Below are 20,790 nucleotides of genomic sequence, written 5' to 3'. Positions count from 1 at the left end.
ATCCGTATCGTTAGCGTGGCTTTCCGGGTTCATCGAAGGCCGTCAACGACGTCGGCAGATTGAGCACCAGTTGCGCATCCTTGACCACGTCGAGACGCATGATTGTGGATGCGCCGAGCCCGTCGAGCAACTGGCTGAGCGGCCCACCGTGCCGCACGAGTTCGACGTTGCGCGGCAACAGGCGCTGCGCGAACGACAGCATGTTGGTCTGCACCGACGCCTGATGCCATGCGCCGTCGATGCGGTTGACCATCGTCGTCGTGCCCATGTGCGATTGCGACGGCACGCTGGTCAGCACCGGCAGCGGCACGCTCAGGCTCAGATCGGGTCGGCCGCCCGGCCCCGCGACACGCGCGCGCGCCGTGGCGCCGATGTTCACGTCGGTATCCGCAAATCGGTCGTAGTACCCGCCCTCGGGCACGTCGACCGTGTGCGGCCCGAATTCGACCTGTGTAAAACGCCTGTCCATGTTCGTTGTCTCCCGTCGATGGTCGACCAGTGACAGGCGAGATCCGAAGCCTGCCGATTCACTGTCGTCGGCAAGCACTCTAAGCTTCAAGTCGACTTCAAGGTCAAGGCGACGAGTAGAGGAACCTGTCGAACTACGGCGGCGCACCTTTCAAGTCGGTCCTTGCAGGAATCAAACAGGACGGTCATCGCGCATAGGGACGATCAGCCACCGTCGGCAGCGTTGGCTTATAGTGCCGCTTGCCCATTCAACGAGGAGAACAGTCATGAAACTGCAGGCCAGCGGTCCGTTCGAGGTGAAGCTGAATCCGGAACCCCTGAGTCACGTCGCGGAAAGCAGCGGGCTCGGCCGCATGTCGCTGGACAAGCATTTTCACGGCGATCTGGAAGCCGTCAGCCAGGGCGAAATGCTCGCGTTTCGCAGCAGCGTTCAGGGTTCGGCCGGCTACGTCGCGATGGAAACCGTCAAAGGCGTGCTCGGCGGACGCAAGGGCAGCTTCGTCCTGCAGCACAGCGCCACCATGACGCGCGGGCAGCCGACGCAGTCGATCACGGTCGTGCCCGATTCCGGCACGGACGCATTGCTCGGGCTGTCCGGCACGATGCTCATCGATATCGATAACGGCCAGCACGCGTATCGCTTCGACTACACGTTGCCGGACGCACCGCAATAAGCGCACCCGTCACGCGAGCGCCGCTTCGCGCAGCCGGAACTGTGCGACCGCCGCGCTCAGCCGCGCGCCCTGTTCGTCGAGCGACAGTGCCGCGGCCGCCGCCTCCTCGACCAGCGCGGCATTGCGTTGCATCGTCTGCTCCATCTGGATCACCGCGGCGTTCACCTGCTCGATGCCCGACGACTGCTCGTCGAATGCCTGGCTGGTTTCGCCCATGATCGCATTGACGCGCTCGACCGCCGCGACGAGCTCGGCCATCGCCGAGCCGGCCCGTGCGACGAGGCCGCTGCCGTCTTCGACGCGTCGCGCGGAATGACCGATCAGCTCGCGAATTTCCTTCGCCGCCGCCGCACAGCGCTGGGCCAGCCCGCGCACCTCGGTCGCGACGACCGCGAACCCGCGCCCCTGCTCGCCCGCGCGCGCGGCTTCGACGGCGGCGTTCAACGCGAGGATGTTCGTCTGGAACGCGATGCTCTCGATCACGCCGACGATGCCGGAGATGCGCGTGGAGCTGGTCGAAATTTCCGACATCGTCTCGACGACGCGCTGCATCGCTTCGCCGCCGCGCGACGCGATGCCGGCCGCGCCCTCGACGTACGTGCGCGCATCGCGCGCGTTGTCCGCGTTCTGGCGCACGGCCGCCGTCAGTTGCTCGACGCTCGCGGCCGCCTGCTGCAGCGACACGGCCTGCTGCTCGGTACGCGCGGACAAATCGACGTTGCCGCTCGCGATCGTGCGCACGTCGCCGACGATCGTCTCGGTGCTCGCGCGCACCTGGCTCACGGTATCGACGAGGCCGTCCTGCATCCGCTTCAGCGCATTCAGCAGATACGCCATTTCATTGGCGCCCGGGACGACGACCGCGCCGGTCAGGTCGCCCTTCGAGATTTTCTCGAACTGGTCGACCGCGAGGTTGATCGGCTCGATGATCGCCTTCGCGAGTACGCGTTGCGCCACGAACCCGACGACGAGCGCCAGCGCCGCGACCGCGCCCATCCCCCACACGATCCGGTGGAAATTGACGCCGGCCGCCTCGTAGCGCGCCTTCTGGCGCGTGACCTGGAACGATTCGAGCGCATCGATCGCCGCTTGGTACGCGGCGAACAACGCAGGCGGCGCCGTGCGCTGCGTGTCGAGGAAGTTGAACGCGTCGTCGCCGTCGAGCTGCGACAGCGCCTTCAGGAACACGCGGTCGAGCAGCGCGCGACGGTGGTTCTGCAGCGTGTCGAACAGCGCCTGCTCGCTGGCGTCGCGCGCGTGCAGACGCGTGTACGCGTCCAGTTCGTCGTTGCTCTGCTTGAGCAGCGCGTGAAGTTGCGCGACTTCGTCCTTCGCGGGCTGGCCGGCACTGATGATCTGCGCGACGTCGCTCATGCGTTCGCGCAGCACCAGCATTCGCTCGGAGCTGGTCTTCAGGTGCAGCAGCGACGCGGTGTCGTCGCGGTACATCGCCTCGAGCGAGCCGTTGCCGACGTAGAGCGCCGCGATGCAGGCGCCGACCACCAGCACGAGCAGCACGGTATAGCCGGCGATGGTCGCGACGAGGCCACCACGGATAGTGAGTTGTTTTCGCATGACGTTCCCTTGAGCCGGCCGGGCACGGCCAGCGGCGGATGTGAATTCCGGAACACGAACGACGCGCGCCATCACGCAGTACGCGGCGCGGGAGCTGCGAACGGGTTAACGGCGCAGGGAACGGGCGGCTTTTATCCGCAAGCGACGCGAATCTTGACGATTGCGACAGGGGAAGGGGGAAGCAGCGCGGCTACCGGCCGCCGCCGAGCCTGGAGCGAATCTGCCGACAGGTCGCGCTGGTGCGTGGCGATCTGCCAAACGTTTCCGCACGCGTACTACCCCATTGCCCGCCTGTCGCCGTAGGGCATGTCGGCAGGCGGCTCCAGCGGGATCACCGGCATCGCGTCACGCGTCGGTCTCGTAAAACAGCCCGTATTCGCCGTTCGTTCGCCTGATTCGCGCGAACCCGGGCTCGCCCAGATGCATGCCGGCGATCAGCAGCCCTTCCGCGCTGACCCGATCCAGCAGCCGCGAACGCGTGGTCGCCGCCTGCGACGCATCCTGGTCGAACGCAATCGACACATCCGGCCGCTTGATCTGGATATGCGGAAAATGCACGATATCGCCCCACACGAGCAGGCCCTGATCACCGGATTCGAGCAGGTAGCCGGTATGTCCGTCGGTATGCCCCGGTAGCGGTATGGCAGCGATGCCGGGCAGCACCTCGCCTTCGTCGAAGGTCCGCAGCGCGTCGCCGTAAGCGTCGAATGCGTGACGCGCGATCCGGAAATTGCCGCGCGCGCGTTCGCTGGCGCGGCTCAGGTTGCCGTCGTCGCGCCAGAATTCGACCTCGCGTCGATGCGCGACCAGTTCCGCATTCGGAAACGCCGCGTGTCCGGCCGCATTCACCAGCCCGCCGACGTGGTCGGGATGGGCGTGGGTGAGCAGGACGGTGTCGATCGCGGCAGAATCGATACCGGCGAGCCGCAAATTGCCGTGCAGGCGGCCACCCCATTCCTTGATGCCGCCCGCTCCGGCATCGATGAGAATCGTGCGGCCCGCGCCGCGCACCACGTAGCAGTTGATATGCACGGCGGACGGCTGCTGCTGCCCGGCCGCGCGCTGCATCCCGGCAGCGTCGGTCGCGTCGATATTCGACAGGAAATCGAGGCTGGCCGTGAGGTAGCCGTCGCTGATCGCGGTGATCGTGAAATCCCCGACACGCCGGCCGGGAAACGTAACGTTGGACATCATGCTTCTCCGCAGCGACTAGTTACGGGCGTGAAGGTCCGGCGCGGCATGACCGAAGCAACGGATGCGCGCCGTCAGCCCCGTACGGCGAACGATTGCTCGATCCAGCGCTTCCATGAACGCGTTCATGACCGCGGGCGGGCGAAACGACGCCACGCGATAGCGGATTTCCGCGAAAACGGGATGCCCGCAGCCGTGCCGGACCGCCACGTAAATGATGTGGACATTCCGCTGTTCCGCCTGAAGGACATCCGTACAGAGTTCGATGCAGTCGCCGGACAGTTCGGCGAGGCTTGCGTCAGGCGGCATGCGTTCCGCATCGATATGGAAAGTCACGTTAGGCATCGCGGGCGGCCTTCGTCAGTTGCTCGGTCATCGGTGCGTACAGATCGAGGTCGGCCGGCACGTTCCCGGCAAGCGGCGCATCGCTGTGCCGCAGGACCGCGAGCCAGCGGCGCGCCGGACACTGCTCCAGCGCGACGGCCTGCATGGCCAGCGGCTTCAGGCCCAGTTGGATCAGCGAGTCGGGCCCGCTGGCGCTCAGCACGAGCAGTTCGTCGGCATTGACCGCCGGCGCACGACCGATATCGCTATAGAGGTTGCGGTGCCAGTCGGTGATGTGCTGCTGCCACCGCGCGAAATTGCCGCCGCCCTTCTGCCGATATTCGTCGCCGGTCAGTACGTCGAGGCCGTCGATCGTGTGAACGGCCAGATAGACGGGGCAACCGTCGCTGATCGCGCTGAAACGCTGCGACGTGTGAAAACCGGCCACCGAGATGAGCGCCGGCAGCTTGTCGAGGTTGTAGAAGTCGTTCCATTCGGCTTCGCTGGCAGGGTCGGCGAAGCTGCATTCCACGGTGTAGATCATCGGCTTGTCCTTCGCTTCGAATGCGGGATATTCAGTGCAGTGACGTAATGCTAATCTGCGGTTTCCCGCATAGATATCGACTTAAAGTCAGCCTTCAGTGATATTTGATCAAGCTGACGATCGAACGCGCTCCGACCGGCGAGACCCCGATGCGACGCAAGATCCCGAGCAATTCCGCGCTCCTGGCCTTCGAGGCCGCGGCCCGACACGGCAGCTTCGCCCGCGCCGCCGACGAGCTGGCGCGCACCGAGGGCGCGGTCAGTCGCCAGATCGGCCGGCTCGAGGCGTTCCTTGGCGTGACGCTGTTCGAGCGCGTCGGCAACCGCGTGCGGCTGGCGCCCAACGGCACGCGATACGCGGTACAGGTGCGCGAGATTCTGGATCGGCTCGAACGGGACAGCCTGTATCTGATGGGGCAGCCCGTCGAAGGCGCGAGCATCGATATCGCCGCGATTCCAACCTTCGCGACCCGCTGGCTGATCCCGCGGCTGAAGCGCTTTCAGGCGCGCCATCCGAACGTCACCGTGCATATCGCCGAACGGATGGAGCCGTTCCTGCTGGCCGGCAGCGGATTCGACGCGGCCATTCACTTTGCGCATCCGGCCTGGGCCGGCATGCATCTGCATCCGCTGCTGGAAGAGGTGCTGGTGCCCGTCTGCAGTCCGGCGCTGCTCGAACGTGCCGGCGCCAATCCGTCGCTGGATGCGCTGCCGCGCCTTCACCGGCGGCAGAATCCGGATGCGTGGCAGCGCTATGCACAGGAGACCGGCATCGTGCTGACCAATTCGGCGGTCGGCCCGCGATACGATCTGCATTCGATGCTGATCGAGGCCGCGCTGGCCGGCCTCGGCGTCGCACTGGTGCCGCGCCTTTACATCGGGGCCGAGCTTGAACAAGGGCGCCTGGTCGCGCCCTGGCCGGACGGCAAGGCGGTGACGAAAAACTTCTGCCTCGTGCTGCCGGAGCCGATCGAATTGAGCGCGGCGCCGGTGCGGGCGTTTGCGGAGTGGGTGCTTGACGAGGCGCGGGATTCGGCGTGTTGATGCAGTGCCCGACGTTCATCGCCACACGGATTCGGAAAATCCTGCAGCCCTCCTCCGCTAATCGAGGTACGGCTCCAACACGCCCCCGATCCAGTCCATGAAAACCCGCACGCGCGGCGAAAGATTGCGCCGATGCGCGACGACGAGCGACGCGGCAAGCGGCTCGGGCCGCAAGTCGGGCAGCACCTCCACGAGCGCGCCGCTTTCGATGTGATGCGCGAGCGCCGAATAGCCGGCCTGGATCAGCCCGATGCCCGCCAGCCCCGCCGCGTGATAGGTCTGCACGCTGTTGACCTGCATCGCGCTGGGCAACGGCAGCCACGCATAGCCGTCGCCGTCCGGGTATTCCCATCCGGGATGCCGCGCGCCGAGCGTCAGCGTGTAGTGAATCATCTTGTGCCCCTGGCTGCGCAGATCGGCGAGCGTATGCGGCACGCCATGCCGCGCGAGATAGTCGGGGCTCGCCGCATTCGTCATGCGCAGCCTGCCAAGCGGCCGCGCGATCAGCGTCTCGTCGGCGATCGGGCCGAGCCGGATCACGCAATCGAACCCTTCCCGAACCAGATCGACACGCCGGTCGGTACTGGAAAGCTCCAGCTCCAGATCCGGATGCGCGGCCATCAGTTGCGGCAGCGCCGGCACCACGACGCTGCGCGCGAGTTCCGTGGGCATGTCCACGCGCAACCTGCCGCGCAGCGAGGTACCGCGCCCCGAGAACATCGACTGCAATTCCTGCACTTCGGCGAGCAGATCGGTTGCGCGCGCATAGAACGCGCGTCCGTCTTCGGTGAGCTGCACGCGCCTCGTGGTCCGATGCAGCAGTGCGACACCCATGTCCCGTTCGAGCGCACGGATAACCGTGGATACCCGTCCTTTCTGAATGCCGAGGCTTTCGGCGGCACGCGTGAAGCTCGCCATGTCGGCGACACGGGCAAAAATCAAAAGCGCGTCAAGGTTCTGCATTGTTCATCCGGAAAGTAACAGAACGTTCAATCTGTCGTCGTTTATCACCCGATTGCGGCTCGGTAGAGTGGCTTCCCACGTCGTCTGAACGACAACCCGAACGAAAGGAAACCCTCATGGATCAACAACTCGACCCGCCGGTCAAAACGATCGTCGTCTACCACTCCGGCTACGGCCATACGCAACGCATGGCCGGCGCCGTCGCGGACGGCGCCGGCGCCGCACTCGTCGCGATCGATGCCGACGGCAACCTCGCCGACGACGCGTGGCACACGCTGGCCGCCGCCGACGCAATCCTGTTCGGCTCGCCGACCTACATGGGCGGCCCGAGCTGGCAGTTCAAGAAGTTCGCGGATGCATCGTCGAAGGTCTGGTTCGAAAGCGGATGGCGGAACAAGATCTTCGGCGGCTTCACCAACAGCGCAAGCATCAACGGCGACAAGCTCAATACGCTCGAATACTTCTTCCTGCTGGCCGGACAGCACGGCGGCATCTGGGTCAGCATGGACATCAAGCCGGCGAATCTGAAAGCGTCGACGCGCGACGACCTGAACCGCATGGGCGCCTACATCGCGCCGATGGCGCAGACGCCGGCCGATGCGTCGCCGGAAGAGATGTCGCCGGGCGATCTCGAAACGGCCCGACGCTATGGCGCGCGCGTCGCGGGGATTGCCGGGCAGTTGCGGGCCGGCCAATCACGCGCCAACTAACATCCCGACGTTCATGCGGGGCGCCACCGGCCGACGCCCCGCATCGGGTCCGGCCGATTCTGAAGGGCGCTGCAATGAAATACAAGCAATTGGGCCGCACCGGCCTGTATGTGTCCGAGCTGTGCCTCGGCACGATGACGATGAGCGGCAACGCGGATGCCGGCATGTGGGCGGCGTGTCGGTCGCGCGGATCGCGCTCGCGTGGTTGCTCGTCAAGCCGGCGGTCACGAGCCTCATCATCGGCGCGAAGCGGATCGACCAGCTCGACGACAATCTCGGCGCGGTCGACGTCGTGCTGACCGACGATGAACGGGCGCGTCTCGATGCCGTGAGCGCGTTGCCGCTCTGCTATCCCGGCTGGATGATCGCGCGTCGGGAAGCCGGCAGGGTTCCCGCTCCGTTCACGCGCGGCGCGGCGCAACAGGATCGGCGGCGCATCACTTCGGAAACACGCCCTTGCTCATCGCATCGAGCTGCCGAACGATCTCAGCGCGCAATTCGGCCGATACGTCGACGCTGTCGAGCAACTCCGAAATCCACAACCCGTCGGCCGCGAGCCGGCAGATCATCAGCGTCGCGGCGCGCTCGAGCGGCACCGGGTCGGGCCGCGTCCATTCGCGCATCGGCACCGACCAGCGCGCGCGCGTGTCCTGCTCGGTGATCATCGACGCGACCAGCACGCGCAGCACCTCGATACTCGCGGCGGGATTGGCCGCATCGAGCACCGCATGCAGATATGCGCGCGCCGCCGCGCCGTCGCCGCGGAAATCGGCCGCCAACCGCGCGGCCAGTTGCGCGCCGAACCGCTCGGTCGCCTGCCCGAACAGCGCATCCAGCAGCCCTTGCTTGTTCGCGAAGTGATATTGCAGCGCGCCCTTCGTCACGCCGGCACGCTCGGCCACCGCGTCGAGCGTCAACGCGGCCACGCCGTGATGCGTCGCGATCTCCGACGCCGCCGCCAGCAATTGCGCGCGCACTTGGTCCGGCGCTTTTTTTCGCCGCACGCCGGCCACAAGTACGGCCGGCGCCGATGATCCTTCAGGCGCCCGTGCGTCGGGTGTTCCAGCCGGTTCGACGGGCGCGGACACGTCGCGCGGCGCGGGTTCGAGGCGTTTTTTCATGGTGCGGATGGTAGCACCCAGGCGTGTCGATATAAACATTCCGGCTGGATGGTATGATCCGCCGCATGAACAAAATGGCCCCCTCTCCCTGGTCCGCGCTCGACACTGCAATCGCCCGTGGACGCGACGCACTCGTACGCCTTCAGCAGCCCGACGGCAGCTGGTGTTTCGAACTCGAATCCGACGCGACGATCACCGCGGAATACATCCTGATGATGCATTTCATGGACAAGATCGACGACGTGCGCCAGGAGAAGATGGCGCGCTACCTGCGCGCGAACCAGCGGCTCGACACGCACGGCGCATGGGATCTGTACGTCGATGGCGCGCCGGACGTGTCGTGCAGCGTGAAGGCGTACTTCGCGCTGAAGGCGGCCGGCGACAGCGAACAGGCGCCTCACATGACCCGCGCGCGCGACGCAATCCTGAAGCTCGGCGGCGCGGCACGCTCGAACGTGTTCACGCGCATCCTGCTCGCGACGTTCGGCCAGGTGCCGTGGCGCGCGGCACCGTTCATGCCGATCGAATTCGTGCTGTTCCCGAAGTGGGTGCCGATCTCGATGTACAAGGTCGCGTACTGGGCGCGCACGACGATGGTGCCGCTGCTGGTGCTGTGCTCGCTGAAGGCGCGTGCGCGCAATCCGCGCAACGTGTCGATCCGCGAGCTGTTCGTCACGCCGCCGGAACAGGAGCGCGAGTACTTCCCGCCCGCTCGCGGCATGCGCCGGCTGTTCCTCGCGCTCGACCGCATGGTCCGCCCAGTCGAGCCGCTGCTGCCGAAGCGCTTGCGGCAGCGCGCGATCCGGTATGCGAAGACGTGGTGCGCGGAACGGATGAACGGCGAGGACGGCCTCGGCGGCATCTTCCCGCCTATCGTGTACAGCTACCAGATGATGCAGGTGCTCGGCTACCCGGACGACCATCCGCTGCGGCGCGATTGCGAAAACGCGCTGGAGAAGCTGCTGGTCACGCGGCCGGACGGCAGCATGTATTGCCAGCCGTGCCTGTCGCCGGTGTGGGACACCGCGTGGAGCACGATGGCGCTCGAACAGGCGCGCGGTGTCGCGGCGCCGGAAGCCGGCGAAGCGCCCGGCGCGCTGCGCGAGCTCGATGCACGCATCGCACGCGCGTATGACTGGCTCGCCGAGCGGCAGGTGAACGACCTGCGCGGCGACTGGATCGAGAACGTCCCGGCCGACGTCGAACCCGGCGGATGGGCGTTCCAGTATGCGAACCCGTACTACCCCGACATCGACGACACGGCGCTCGTCACCGCGATGCTCGATCGCCGCGGCCGCACGCATCGCGATGCGGACGGCACGAACCCGTATGCGGCGCGCGTCGCCCGTGCACTCGACTGGATGCGCGGGCTGCAATCGCGCAACGGCGGCTTCGCGGCGTTCGATGCGGACTGCGACCGGATGTACCTGAACGCGATTCCGTTCGCCGATCACGGCGCGCTGCTCGATCCGCCGACCGAGGACGTATCGGGCCGCGTGCTGCTGTGCTTCGGCGTGACGAAGCGCGCGGACGACCGCGCGTCGCTCGCGCGCGCGATCGACTACGTGAAGCGCACGCAGCAGCCCGACGGCAGCTGGTGGGGCCGCTGGGGCACGAACTACCTCTACGGCACGTGGAGCGTGCTGGCCGGCCTCGCGCTCGCCGGCGAGGACAAGTCGCAGCCGTATATCGCCCGCGCGCTCGACTGGCTGCGTACGCGGCAGCATGCGGACGGCGGCTGGGGCGAAACGAACGACAGCTACCTCGATCCGAAGCTGGCCGGCACGAACGGCGGCGAGAGCACGTCGAACTGCACCGCGTGGGCACTGCTCGCGCAGATGGCGTTCGGCGACTGCGAATCCGATTCGGTGAAGCGCGGCATCGCGTACCTGCAGTCGGTGCAGCGGGAAGACGGCTTCTGGTGGCACCGCTCGCACAATGCGCCGGGTTTTCCGCGCATCTTCTACCTGAAGTATCACGGCTATACCGCGTACTTCCCGCTGTGGGCGCTCGCGCGTTATCGGCGGCTGGCGGGCGCGAAGGATGCGGGCGCAACCACGTCGTCCGCGTCCGGCGCACCCGCCGCACGCGCAACGGACAGCGCGCTCGCCTGAGTCGGAGCGCCGGCACGCGTGACGGCGTCCGGCGCGCTCAAAACGACTCCCGTCCCCTTCCTGCCTACGCGTCGCGCGGCGCCCGCATCCTCGCGAACGCATCGCGCAAATCCGCGCAAAACGCGTCGCCGATCATCGACAGCGGCTGCGACGCGGACGTCACCAGGTAGAAGTGATCGGGCACGGCCGGCTCGAACGGCTTGACGACCACGCGCTGGCCCGCGTATGCGGCGGTCACCGGATCGATCAGCGCGACGCCGGCGCCGTTCGCGACGAACGCGACGATCGTCCGCGACAGCTGCGCCTCGATCGACAGCACGCGCGACACGCCGGCTTCGACGAACACGCGGTCGATCGCGCTGCGCGCCTCGAAACTCGGCGGAAACGAGATGAACGATTCGTCGCGCAGGTCGGCCGGCTGCACGACGCGCTTGCGCGCGAGCCGATGCCCGCGCGGCACGACGCAGCACATCGCGCTTTCCGCGAGCCGCTCGCCGCGCACGGCCGGATGCGGGACGGGTTCGGCGATCAGCCCGACGTCGCATTGCCCCGACGCGACCTTGTCGACGACGGTGGACGCACTGTGCGCGAGCAGCGTGATGTCGACACCCGGATGCGCGTGCGAGAAGCGCGTGACGAGTTCCGGCAGCAGGTCGAGCGCGACGGCGGGCGAACCGGCCACGCGCAGCGTGCCGCGCCGCATCGCGCGGATCTGCTCGGCGGCCTGCGCGACGCGGTCGAGGCCGACGAACGCGCGTTCGACCTCCTCGTACAGCACGCGCGCCTGCGCGGTCGGCGTGAAGCGCCCCTGCTGCCGCTCGAACAGCACGAAGCCGATCCGCGCCTCGAGATCGGCGATCAGCCGGCTCACGGCCGGCTGCGAGATATGGAGATCGCGTGCCGCGCGCGTGACGGTATGGCGCTGCATCACCGCGCGAAACGCTTCGATCTGGCGAATCCTGAGCGAAGGCGTGGTCATAACACTGGATTATGGGTCGTTGATCAAGCTGTATTGGACAGCCCATTTTGCCTGTCCGAACATCGGTTCCGCAACGTACTGAAAGCAAGGAGCCGCGCCGCCATGGGATATAACACGCAACCGCCTCGCCCGCGACGCCGGAGCCGCGCATGACCGTGCGCTGCTTCGACGTCGTCGTGGCCGGCGGCGGTCTCGTCGGCATGGCCATCGCGTGGGGCATCGCGCGTCTCGGCCAGCGCGTCGCGGTGTGCGACGGCGACGACATCGCGTTTCGCGCGGCGCGCGGCAATTTCGGGCTCGTGTGGGTGCAGGGCAAAGGCGGCCGCTGCCTGCCGTATGCGCGCTGGTCGTGCGAATCGTCGGCGCGCTGGCATGCATTCGCCGCGCAGTTGCAGCGCGAAACGGGCGTGGACTGCGCGTTCGAACGCCCGGGCGGCGTCGAGCTGTTCGAGCATCGCGCGGAGCTCGACGGCGCGACCGAGCTGCTCGAATCGCTGCGCCGGCAGGACGCCGCGCTGTCGTACGAGGTGCTCGATCCCGCGGCGCTGCGGCGGCGCATTCCCGCGGCGTCGCCATCGCTGGCCGGCGCGCTGTGGTCGCCGAACGACGGTCACGCGAATCCGCTCTACACATTGCGCGCGATGCTGCACGCGTTCCAGCAGCGCGGCGGCGTCTATCTGCCGCGCAGCGAAGTCGCCGAGATCCGTCCGCGCGCCGGGCGCTTCGAGATCGACACGCGCGACGCGCAACTCGAAGCCGGGCGCGTGGTGCTCGCGGCCGGCCTCGACAACGCGCGGCTCGCGCCGATGGTCGACCTGCGCGCACCGATCTCGCCGTTGCGCGGCCAGATCATGGTCACCGAGCGCCTCGCGCCGTTTCTCGACTATCCGACGCTCGTCGTCCGCCAGACATCGGAAGGGTCGGTGTTACTCGGCGACTCGGCCGAAGACGTCGGCTTCGACGACGGGCAGACGCGGCCCGCAATGGTCGACATCGCGCGCCGCGCGCGCACGGCATTCCCGGCGCTGGCCCATGCACGCATCGTGCGCGCATGGGGCGCGCTGCGCATCATGACGCCCGACGGCCTGCCCGTCTACGAGGCGTCGGCCACGTATCCCGGCGCGTTCGTCGCGATCTGCCACAGCGGCGTGACGCTCGCGGCAACCCACGCCGATCTCGTCGCGCCGTGGATCGCCGGCGGCGCCGCGCCGGCCGACCTGTCCGCCTTTACCACCGCGCGCTTCGCCGCGCCCACGGAAGCCCGGCATGTTTGAATCCCTCGTTCCCGCCGCCGCGACGCTCGAACGCGTGCGCATCCATATCGACGGCACGCCGCACGACGTGCCCGCGCACGACAGCGTCGCGGCCGCGATGCTCGCCGCCGGTTCGGCCGCGTGCCGCACGAGCGCGATAAGCGGCGCGCCGCGCGGCCCGTTCTGCATGATGGGCGTGTGCTTCGACTGCCTCGTCGACGTCGACGGCGTGCCGAACGTGCAAGGCTGCATGACGCCCGTCGCCGACGGCATGCAGGTGCGCACGATGCACGGCAAGGCGAGGCTCGCATGACGCGCCGCCAGTGCGACCTGCTGATCGTCGGCGCCGGGCCGGCCGGCATGGCGGCGGCAACTGCCGCGCGTGCGACCGGCTTGTCGGTGGTCGTCGCGGACGAAGGGCGCGCGCCCGGCGGCCAGATCTACCGCAACGTGGCCGACGCGCCGGCGCCGCTCGCGCAGTGGCTCGGCGCCGACTACACGGCGGGCCGCCCGCTCGTCGACGGCCTGCTCGCGAGCGGCGCGCATTACCTGCCGCGCAGCGTCGTGTGGCAAATCGCGTTCGCGCCGGAACCCGTCGCGATGCTCACGCAAAGCAGCCCGTCGCGCGGCACGCTCGAAATCGGCGCACGTGCGGTGTTGATCGCGACCGGCGCGCAGGAGCGGCCGTGGCCGGTGCCGGGCTGGACGTTGCCCGGCGTGATGGGCGTCGGCGCCGCGCAGACGCTGCTGAAAGCGTCGGGCCTCGCACCATCGGCCGACGCCGTGCTCGCGGGGAGCGGCCCGCTGCTGTGGTTGTTCGCCGCGCAATTGCTGAATGCCGGCCGGCGCGTGCGCGCGCTGATCGACACGACGCCGCGCGACGCGTGGCGCCGCGCGGTCCCGCATGCGCTGCCGGCGCTGCGCGGCGCCGACTATCTGCTCAAGGGCTGGCGCATGCTGCGCGCGGTGCGCGATGCCGGGATTCCCGTGTATCGCGGCGCGACCGATATCCGCATCGATGGCAACGACCGCGCCGAACGCATCCGCTTTCGCGACGCGCAGGGCGTCGTGCAAACGCTCGACACGTCGCTCGTGCTGCTGCATCAGGGCGTCGTTCCGTCGACGCAGCTCGCGCGTTCGCTCGGCTGCGCACACGAATGGGACGAATCGTCGGCGTGCTGGCGGCCACAGTGCGACGCGCGCGGCCGCAGCAGCGTGCCGCACGTGTGGATCGCGGGCGACGGCGCGGGCATCGGCGGCGCGCGGGCGGCGGCGCTCGCCGGCGAAGTGTCCGCGCTCGACATCGCCGCGCGACTCGGTGCGCTCGACGCGCAACGCCAGGCCGCACGCGAACGCCCGGTGCTGCACGCGTTGCGCCGCCATCTCGCGGTGCGCCCGCTGCTCGACGCGCTGTACACGCCGCCCGCCGCGCTGCGCCGCCCCGACGACGACACGATCGTGTGCCGCTGCGAGGAAGTCACGGCCGGCGAAATCCGCCAGCTCGCGGCGCGCGGCTGCCAGGGGCCGAACCAGATGAAGGCGTTGACGCGCTGCGGGATGGGCCCGTGCCAGGGACGCTGGTGCGGCACGACGGTCGGCGAACTGATCGCCGACGTGCAGCGGCGCAGCGTCGGCGACGTCGGTCACTACCGGATTCGCGCGCCGATCAAGCCGGTCACCGTCGGCGAGATGGCCGACGCACTCGACCTGTCGAACGATTTTCAGCGCGGCGAATTTCCGAGCTGACGCGCCCGCCCACTCTTCCCCACACGAACGGAGCCTGACCATGAAGACGCGCCTCACGATTCTCCTTTCCGCCGCCGCGATGGCCTTCGCGTCGCTGGCGTCGGCGAAGGAATGGACGACCATCCGCATCGGCGTCGATCCGACCTACCCGCCGTTCGAGTCGACCGCGACCGACGGCAGCGTGAAGGGTTTCGACATCGATCTCGGCAACGCGCTGTGCGCGAAGCTGAAGGCGAAATGCGTGTGGGTGTCGAGCAGTTTCGACGGGCTGATTCCGGGGCTGCAGGCGCGCAAGTTCGACGTGATCCTGTCGTCGATGGCCGCGACCGAGCAGCGGCGCCAGCAGATCGACTTCACCGATCGCCTGTACCGCAACCAGACGCGATTGATCGCGCGCACCGGGTCGGGGCTGCTGCCGGACGCGGCGAAGCTCGCCGGCAAGCGCGTCGCGGTCGAACAGGGCACGATCCAGGAAACCTACGCGCGCGAGAAGTGGGCGGCCGCGAAGGTCGAGGTCGTGCCGTACCCGAGCTACGACCAGGCGTATGCGGATCTCGTCACCGGGCGCGTCGACGGCGTGCTGATGGATGCCGTGCAAGGCCAGCTCGGGTTCCTGTCGACACCGCGCGGCAAGGGCTTCTCGTTCGCGGGCGGCGTGGTGTACGACGCGAAGATCATGGGCAACGGCGACGCTGCCGGCGTGCGCAAGGCCGACACCGACCTGCGCGACGCACTCAATCGCGCCATCGCGCAGATTCGCAGCGACGGCACGTACAACCAGATCCAGTCGAAATACTTCGACTTCGACATGTACGGGAACTGACGGCGAATACGGGGGCGGTTCGGTTGGCGTCGAGCCGTCTCCAAGTTGCACGAACAAGTCCTTTCTGGACATAATTCATCAATCTTGAGTCCAATAAGGTCTGACATGCTCGACATCCGCCAGCTTCAGTACTTCATCGCGGTCGCGGAAGAGGAACACGTCGGCCGCGCCGCCGAACGCCTGCATATTTCGCAATCGCCGCTCAGCCGCCAGATCGCGCAGCTCGAGGAGAAGCTCGGCCTCACGCTGTTCGAACGCAGCCAGCAGCGCATTCGCCTGACGCGCGACGGGCGCACGTTCCTCAGCGAAGCGCACGCATTCCTGCGCCACGCGAACCGGCTCGAATCGCTCGCGCGCCGGCTCGGTCGCGGCGACGAAGGCGGCCTGTGCATCGGCTACCTCGAAACGGCCACGCACTCGGGCGTGCTGCCGCGCGCGCTGAAAACGCTGCGCGCCGGGCGCCCGTCCGTTCACATCGCTTTGTACAACTATCAATCGGCCGCTCAGCTCGAAGGCTTGCGCGAGCGCAGCCTCGACATCGCGCTCGTCACCGAGCCGCCCGCGCCGGACGATCCCGAACTCGAATCGACGAAGGTGCTGGACGATCCGATGCTGCTCGCGATGCCCGACGGGCATCCGCTCGCGAAGAAAAAGACGCTCGTCGCCGACGATCTCGCCGCGCAGGCATGGATCGGCGTCACGCAGCAGGACAGTGCGCCGCGTCACGGCGCATTCGTCGCGGCCTGCGCGAAGGCCGGCTTCTCGCCGGACATTTCGGTGGAAGCGACCGAGCCGCTCGCGGCGCTCGGCCTCGTGGCCGCGGGGCTCGGCGTGACGATGATCCAGCAGAGCCTGCGTCACCAGGTGCCGGAAGGCGTCGTGCTGCGCGAGCTCCCGTGGTTCAGCTATCGCACGCCGCTGTGGGCCGCGTGGCACAAGGTCAACCTGCGGCCGCTGGTCGGCATCTTTCGCGAGATCCTGACCGGCGAGGAGGTCGTCGCGACAGTCTGAAATTGAATCCATGAAAGCGCGGGGCGTTGTTGCAGCGCGACGCCTTGCGCGCCAGTGAAGACGGTGCCGATTGCTTCGCTACCCTGATCTTTGATGCGCGGTGCGCGACCCGTGATCGACGCGTGCCACAGATGCGACGCCTTCGCTCAGCGCGCTGGCCGGAATGTACGGCAGCCAGCCGGGCAGCGACCCGAAGCCGCCGATCAGTTGCCAGACCGTGTCGGCCGACGCCGCGATCTCGATACCTGCATGGGCCTGCGCCATGTCGTCACCCTTCACGATCCACGCTCGGTCGGCAGCGGCGCATTGGCCGCGATCAGACCTTGTTCGCGCATCTCGCGCCAGAAGTCCGCCGGAATCGCCACGTTCAGCGCCGCCTGGTCTTCCGCGATTCGCTCCGGGCGGCTCGCGCCCGGAATCACCGCGACGGTGGCCGGATGCGACATCGAGAACTGTAGCGCGGCGGCCTTGATCGGCACGTCGTAACGCGCGGCGATCGCCTTGATCCGGTCGACCTTCGCGAGGATGTCCGGCGACGCTTTCTGGTATTCGAAATGCGTGCCGCCCGCGAGCACGCCCGAGCTATACGGGCCGCCGACGACGATCCCGACGTTCCGCGCGGCCGCCGCCGGCATCACGCGTTGCAGCGCGCGCTCGTGATCGAGCAGCGTGTAGCGGCCGGCCAGCAGCATGCCGTCCGGTTGCGGTTCGGCAAGGTCGAGCACCAGCTCGATCGGTTCGACGCGGTTCACGCCGAGACCCCATGCGTTGATCACGCCTTCCTCGCGCAGCTTGCCCAGCACGCGGAACGCGCCCGTGCGCGCCACTTCGAATTGCGCGAGCCATTCGTCGCCGTAGAAGTCCTGCGCGATGTCGTGCACCCACACGATGTCGAGGCGGTCGGTGCGCAGGCGCTTCAGGCTGTCCTCGATCGAGCGCAGCGTCGCGTCGGCCGAGTAGTCGTTGACGATGCGGTTCGGCCGGCCGTGTTCGAACAGGCCGCCCTTTTCGCCGAGATCGCGCGCCGACACGTCTTCGATTTCGTCGAGGATCAGGCGGCCGACCTTCGTGCTCAGCACGTATTCGTCACGCGGATGGTTCGCCAGCGCGTCGCCGAGGCGGATTTCCGCGAGGCCGGCGCCGTAGAACGGGGCCGAATCGAAATAACGGATGCCGTGTTGCCACGCGGCTTCGACGGTAGCCGCGGCTTCCGCGTCCGGGATGTTGCGGAACATGTTGCCGAGCGGGGCGGTACCGAAACCGAGGATCTTGTTGCCGGGCAGCTTGTCTTTGAGACTCACGATTTTCTCCAGGGAAAGATGGAAAGCGAGTTCAGTCTAGGCACGCGGGTTAAGTCTGTCCAAGACGGAATTCGACACAGTTGAGTCCCGCGAGGTCTGATGGGGCGATCAGCGGCCTGTTTCGATCCGCGGCTGCGGCGCGCTGTTCGGGCGAACGGCCCGACCGGCAAGGCTGCCGATCGAATTCACGTTCGATTCATGACTCGGGATCAAAAATGATTTGGCCGGGCGGCCATTTTTCCCGGCTGCCGCGATACCTATATTGGGTGCACTCGCAACGACATCGACGCGGTCGACGTTGGTTGCGGCTCACTCAACCACACAGGTACCCATGATGAAAACGCTCGTTTCTTCCACCCTCGCCGCCCTGATCCTTTCCGCACCGGCGCTGTCGTTCGCGCAACCGGCCGACCATCAACCGACCCGTGCCGAAGTGAAGGCCGAGATGGCCCGCCTCGCGGCCGTCGGCTACACGCCGGCGCTGGATCACAACCAGTATCCGGCCGCGATCGTTGCCGCCGAAAAGCGCGTGCGCGAAAACGCCGTCGCGCAGGCAGCGCCGCACGCCGCCCCGCTCACCGATGAAACCGGTTACGGCAGCGAACCCCGCACCACCAGCGAATCCGGCCGCGCGATGATGATCAACGGCCGCGACTCGATCTATCGCGGTCATTGAGTCACGTCGGCGCGCACGAGAGCACGCCTTTCGATACGCGCACCCGCTCGTCCGTCCCCTCCGCATGGCCGGCCCGAATCGCCTGAACAGGCATTCGGGCCGCGCGCCGTCGCTGCACTTTCCGCCCCCTCGCCCTGCTCCGCGAAACCGCTCGCGCGTCGCCGTTGCGGGCTGCGATTCGTGACTGCGCAGTACAAGTTCTTATGCCGCTTCATCGGTTTATCCGCCGCGCGCCGCACACGATACTTCGGACCGTCCGGCGCCATGCGCCTCACGAAGATCCCGATGCCTTTCATTCGTTGCTCCGGGAGCGAGACAGGCCATGCGGCGCACGTCCCGCGAGATGTCTTGCGTCGCAGTATCGATGGCCGGCGCCGGCGGCGGAAGGCGTGAATCACTCAAACAGTTTTGCGCGCGGCGGGATGATCGGCCGTGTCAGACGAACCCTTCTTCGACCAGCGTGCAGCCGTCGGCCGTGATCGCGTGCCGCTGGCCACGCGGCTCCAGCGCTCCGGTGCTCGGACACGCGCGTGCCAACGTTACCGCGCGTCGGCGTCGCCGAGCGACCCGAGAATCCGGTACGCGACCTTCACGCGATCCTCGATCGGCACATTGCCGTTCGCGAGCATCACGATTCCGATCCGCTTCGCGGGAATGAACGCGACGTACGTGCTGAAGCCGCCGGTCGACCCCGTCTTGTTGATCCAGGTCGCGGGGTTCGGCGCGAGCGGCGGCTGGATCGCGCTCGCCGGCACCGCATCGAACAGCATCTTCGGCGCGTTGCCCGCGAGCAGCGTCGGCAGTGCGACCGGGTATGGATACTGTTCCCAGATCAGATCCTGCGTGAGCGGCCCCGCGCGGAAATAGCCGGTGTGCGTGCGTTCGATCGCGCGCCGCAGGCGCGGCGCCGTCGGGATCATCTCCATGTTCGCCTGCACGAAGCGCAGCAGGTCGGCCGCCGTGGTCCGCACGCCGTACGCGGGCTGCCACAGCATGCCTTCCGTCATCCGCACCGGCTTGCCGTCCTTCGTGTAGCCCTGCGCATAGTCGGCCATGCGCGCGGCGGGCACGTCGATGGTCGTGTGCGTCATCCCGAGCGCGGGAAAGAGCCGCTGCGCCATCAGCGTCGCGAAATCCTGGTGCGTCGCCTTCGCGGTGAGCCAGCCGAGCATGCCGATCGCGACGTTCGAATACGTGCGGTGCGTGCCCGGCGCATACTCGGGCCGCCACGCGTCGAGATAGCGAATCAGGCCCGCGTCGTCGCGGATGCTGTCCGGCACCTGCAGCGGCGTCCCGCCCGGCGTGTGCGTGCCGAGCTGGAGCAGCGTCACGACGCCGAACGGCTTGCCCTGCAGTTCGGGCAGATATTTGGCCACCGGGTCCGCGAGCGACAGTTCGCCGGCCTCCTGCGCGTCCGCGGCGAGCGTCGCGGTCAGCGTCTTGCTGACCGAGCCGATCTCGAACAGCGTGTCGCCGGTCACCGGCTTGCCGGTTTGCCTCGACATCACGCCGTAGTCGAACACGTACGGCTTGCCGTCGGCGACGATGCCGATCGCCACGCCAGGGATCGCGTACTGCTTCATCAGCGGCGCGATCTGGCGCGTGACGGTGTCGTGGAGCGCGTCCTGCGTGACGGCGGCCGCGCGACCGGCCGTGGCGGTCGCGCATGCGGCGACGAACAGGGTCGCGGCGAAGCGTGTCGCGTTGAATCGCATGGGTGCGGTTCCTTTCCTTTTCTAATGGTTGCATGGACAACGGATGCGGCCGCGCCGTGTGCAGCGCGCGGCGGCCGGCCTGTCGAAGCAGGACTATCCGCTACCGCCCGGCCGCCAACAATCGACGATATGTTGCGCGAGCCGAAAGAAAAACTTATGAGATACGCGGCAAGCAGGATGGGGCCGCGCCCCGCTCGGAGCCGCATGCTCGTTTTTCAGGAAAACCTGTCGGTTTCAACTGCATCGAATCCGGCCACCGATTGGCGCCGTATCGAAAATCGACGAAAAAGAGATAAGTCTTGTCAGATCCGCAGGCGCCGGCCAGCGGCGCGATTGATTCATCCGCATGGATCGAAGTAGACTCGCGGAAGCAAAAAATAAAACCCATCCTGAGAGAAACAATGAATCGCCCTTTCCCGATCGCCCGCTCCCGCGTCGTCGGCTCCCGCGTGGTCGCGTGATTTTCACGCACCGACCGACCTGAACCGAAATACGCGACGCCGCCGCGTTGCTGCGCGCGCACGTTCGCCGTTTCGTCGTTTCGTCGTTGAGCCAGAAG

At 67.5% G+C, this 20,790-nt stretch carries 20 protein-coding genes and 3 pseudogenes; 11 read left to right on the top strand and 12 right to left on the bottom strand.

The window, feature by feature from the left end:
* Positions 1-10: 10 nt before the first annotated feature.
* Positions 11-391: pseudogene (locus J8I33_RS18930) on the bottom strand (acetoacetate decarboxylase); the annotation flags it as partial.
* A 343-nt stretch (positions 392-734) separates the two neighbouring features.
* Here J8I33_RS18930 and J8I33_RS18925 point away from each other — a divergent pair.
* Positions 735-1,142 carry a DUF3224 domain-containing protein gene (locus tag J8I33_RS18925; RefSeq protein ID WP_089490120.1) on the top strand — a complete coding sequence of 136 codons (408 nt, stop codon included), beginning with the start codon at positions 735-737 and terminating at the stop codon, positions 1,140-1,142.
* A gap of 9 nt (positions 1,143-1,151) precedes the next feature.
* Here J8I33_RS18925 and J8I33_RS18920 read toward each other — a convergent pair whose 3' ends face one another.
* The 4 genes from J8I33_RS18920 to J8I33_RS18905 all read right to left on the bottom strand — a co-directional run bounded on the left by J8I33_RS18920 (position 1,152) and on the right by J8I33_RS18905 (position 4,776).
* Positions 1,152-2,717, bottom strand: coding sequence for a methyl-accepting chemotaxis protein (locus J8I33_RS18920; protein WP_209924201.1), 1,566 nt, complete (start codon positions 2,715-2,717; stop codon positions 1,152-1,154).
* Positions 2,718-3,062: 345 nt separating this feature from the next.
* Complete coding sequence (locus tag J8I33_RS18915) at positions 3,063-3,908, bottom strand: MBL fold metallo-hydrolase (RefSeq protein WP_209938721.1); 846 nt, start codon at positions 3,906-3,908, stop codon at positions 3,063-3,065.
* Between the two features lie 18 nt (positions 3,909-3,926).
* Entirely contained in the window at positions 3,927-4,253 is a 327-nt protein-coding gene (locus J8I33_RS18910) for a hypothetical protein (RefSeq protein WP_124592592.1), read from the bottom strand.
* Positions 4,246-4,776: a hypothetical protein gene (locus J8I33_RS18905; RefSeq protein ID WP_050013608.1), complete on the bottom strand. Its 531-nt coding sequence runs from the start codon at positions 4,774-4,776 to the stop codon at positions 4,246-4,248. The genes J8I33_RS18910 and J8I33_RS18905 overlap by 8 nt, the downstream gene beginning before the upstream one ends.
* Positions 4,777-4,925: 149 nt before the next feature.
* Here J8I33_RS18905 and J8I33_RS18900 point away from each other — a divergent pair, with 149 nt between their 5' ends.
* A complete protein-coding gene (locus J8I33_RS18900) occupies positions 4,926-5,819 on the top strand; it encodes a LysR substrate-binding domain-containing protein (RefSeq protein ID WP_209924476.1) in 894 nt (297 codons plus the stop codon).
* A gap of 57 nt (positions 5,820-5,876) precedes the next feature.
* On the opposite strand, the gene J8I33_RS18895 is transcribed toward J8I33_RS18900, so the two are convergent.
* Positions 5,877-6,782 carry a LysR family transcriptional regulator gene (locus tag J8I33_RS18895; protein ID WP_209938631.1) on the bottom strand — a complete coding sequence of 302 codons (906 nt, stop codon included), beginning with the start codon at positions 6,780-6,782 and terminating at the stop codon, positions 5,877-5,879.
* Between the two features lie 116 nt (positions 6,783-6,898).
* Here J8I33_RS18895 and J8I33_RS18890 point away from each other — a divergent pair, with 116 nt between their 5' ends.
* Together J8I33_RS18890 and J8I33_RS34865 are read left to right on the top strand one after the other, a co-directional pair.
* Entirely contained in the window at positions 6,899-7,492 is a 594-nt protein-coding gene (locus tag J8I33_RS18890; RefSeq protein ID WP_209938629.1) for a flavodoxin family protein, read from the top strand.
* Positions 7,493-7,664: 172 nt separating this feature from the next.
* A pseudogene (locus J8I33_RS34865) lies at positions 7,665-7,913 on the top strand (aldo/keto reductase); the annotation flags it as partial.
* A gap of 16 nt (positions 7,914-7,929) precedes the next feature.
* On the opposite strand, the gene J8I33_RS18880 reads toward J8I33_RS34865, so the two are convergent.
* Positions 7,930-8,613, bottom strand: coding sequence for a TetR/AcrR family transcriptional regulator (locus tag J8I33_RS18880; RefSeq protein WP_209938622.1), 684 nt, complete (start codon positions 8,611-8,613; stop codon positions 7,930-7,932).
* Positions 8,614-8,666: 53 nt separating this feature from the next.
* On the opposite strand from J8I33_RS18880, the gene shc reads away from it, so the two are divergent.
* Positions 8,667-10,727, top strand: coding sequence for a squalene--hopene cyclase (shc, locus tag J8I33_RS18875; RefSeq protein ID WP_209938616.1), 2,061 nt, complete (start codon positions 8,667-8,669; stop codon positions 10,725-10,727).
* A 64-nt stretch (positions 10,728-10,791) separates the two neighbouring features.
* On the opposite strand, the gene J8I33_RS18870 is transcribed toward shc, so the two are convergent.
* A complete protein-coding gene (locus tag J8I33_RS18870; protein ID WP_124637444.1) occupies positions 10,792-11,706 on the bottom strand; it encodes a LysR substrate-binding domain-containing protein in 915 nt (304 codons plus the stop codon).
* Positions 11,707-11,855: 149 nt separating this feature from the next.
* Between J8I33_RS18870 and J8I33_RS18865 the strand changes: the two genes are divergently transcribed.
* The 5 genes from J8I33_RS18865 (at position 11,856) to J8I33_RS18845 (ending at position 16,539) form a co-directional block, all read left to right on the top strand.
* Entirely contained in the window at positions 11,856-12,980 is a 1,125-nt protein-coding gene (locus J8I33_RS18865; RefSeq protein WP_209938614.1) for an FAD-dependent oxidoreductase, read from the top strand.
* Complete coding sequence (locus J8I33_RS18860; protein ID WP_209938612.1) at positions 12,973-13,272, top strand: (2Fe-2S)-binding protein; 300 nt, start codon at positions 12,973-12,975, stop codon at positions 13,270-13,272. Before J8I33_RS18865 ends, J8I33_RS18860 begins: the two co-directional genes overlap by 8 nt.
* Complete coding sequence (locus tag J8I33_RS18855; protein ID WP_209938610.1) at positions 13,269-14,705, top strand: (2Fe-2S)-binding protein; 1,437 nt, start codon at positions 13,269-13,271, stop codon at positions 14,703-14,705. The genes J8I33_RS18860 and J8I33_RS18855 overlap by 4 nt, the downstream gene beginning before the upstream one ends.
* Positions 14,706-14,745: 40 nt before the next feature.
* Entirely contained in the window at positions 14,746-15,528 is a 783-nt protein-coding gene (locus J8I33_RS18850; protein ID WP_209938608.1) for an ABC transporter substrate-binding protein, read from the top strand.
* 105 nt (positions 15,529-15,633) lie between these two features.
* Positions 15,634-16,539 (top strand): LysR substrate-binding domain-containing protein, encoded by a 906-nt coding sequence (locus J8I33_RS18845; RefSeq protein ID WP_209938606.1) that lies wholly within the window; start codon positions 15,634-15,636, stop codon positions 16,537-16,539.
* Positions 16,540-16,677: 138 nt separating this feature from the next.
* Here the strand turns inward: J8I33_RS18845 and J8I33_RS18840 are convergent.
* A pseudogene (locus tag J8I33_RS18840) lies at positions 16,678-16,803 on the bottom strand (SRPBCC family protein); the annotation flags it as partial.
* 11 nt (positions 16,804-16,814) lie between these two features.
* Positions 16,815-17,840: an aldo/keto reductase gene (locus J8I33_RS18835; protein ID WP_209938598.1), complete on the bottom strand. Its 1,026-nt coding sequence runs from the start codon at positions 17,838-17,840 to the stop codon at positions 16,815-16,817.
* 331 nt (positions 17,841-18,171) lie between these two features.
* On the opposite strand from J8I33_RS18835, the gene J8I33_RS18830 reads away from it, so the two are divergent.
* Positions 18,172-18,516 carry a DUF4148 domain-containing protein gene (locus J8I33_RS18830; RefSeq protein ID WP_176015977.1) on the top strand — a complete coding sequence of 115 codons (345 nt, stop codon included), beginning with the start codon at positions 18,172-18,174 and terminating at the stop codon, positions 18,514-18,516.
* 539 nt (positions 18,517-19,055) lie between these two features.
* On the opposite strand, the gene ampC is transcribed toward J8I33_RS18830, so the two are convergent.
* Together ampC and J8I33_RS18820 are read right to left on the bottom strand one after the other, a co-directional pair.
* Entirely contained in the window at positions 19,056-20,231 is a 1,176-nt protein-coding gene (ampC, locus tag J8I33_RS18825; protein ID WP_209938596.1) for a class C beta-lactamase, read from the bottom strand.
* Positions 20,232-20,385: 154 nt separating this feature from the next.
* Positions 20,386-20,754 (bottom strand): hypothetical protein, encoded by a 369-nt coding sequence (locus J8I33_RS18820; RefSeq protein WP_209938590.1) that lies wholly within the window; start codon positions 20,752-20,754, stop codon positions 20,386-20,388.
* Between the last annotated feature and the right edge of the window lie 36 nt (positions 20,755-20,790).

The sequence above is a fragment of the Burkholderia sp. AcTa6-5 genome, assembly GCF_017815075.1.
Lineage (GTDB): Bacteria > Pseudomonadota > Gammaproteobacteria > Burkholderiales > Burkholderiaceae > Burkholderia > Burkholderia sola.
The sequence above is the reverse complement of the archived record's forward strand: the minus strand, read 5'-3'. Positions and strand labels throughout refer to the sequence as shown.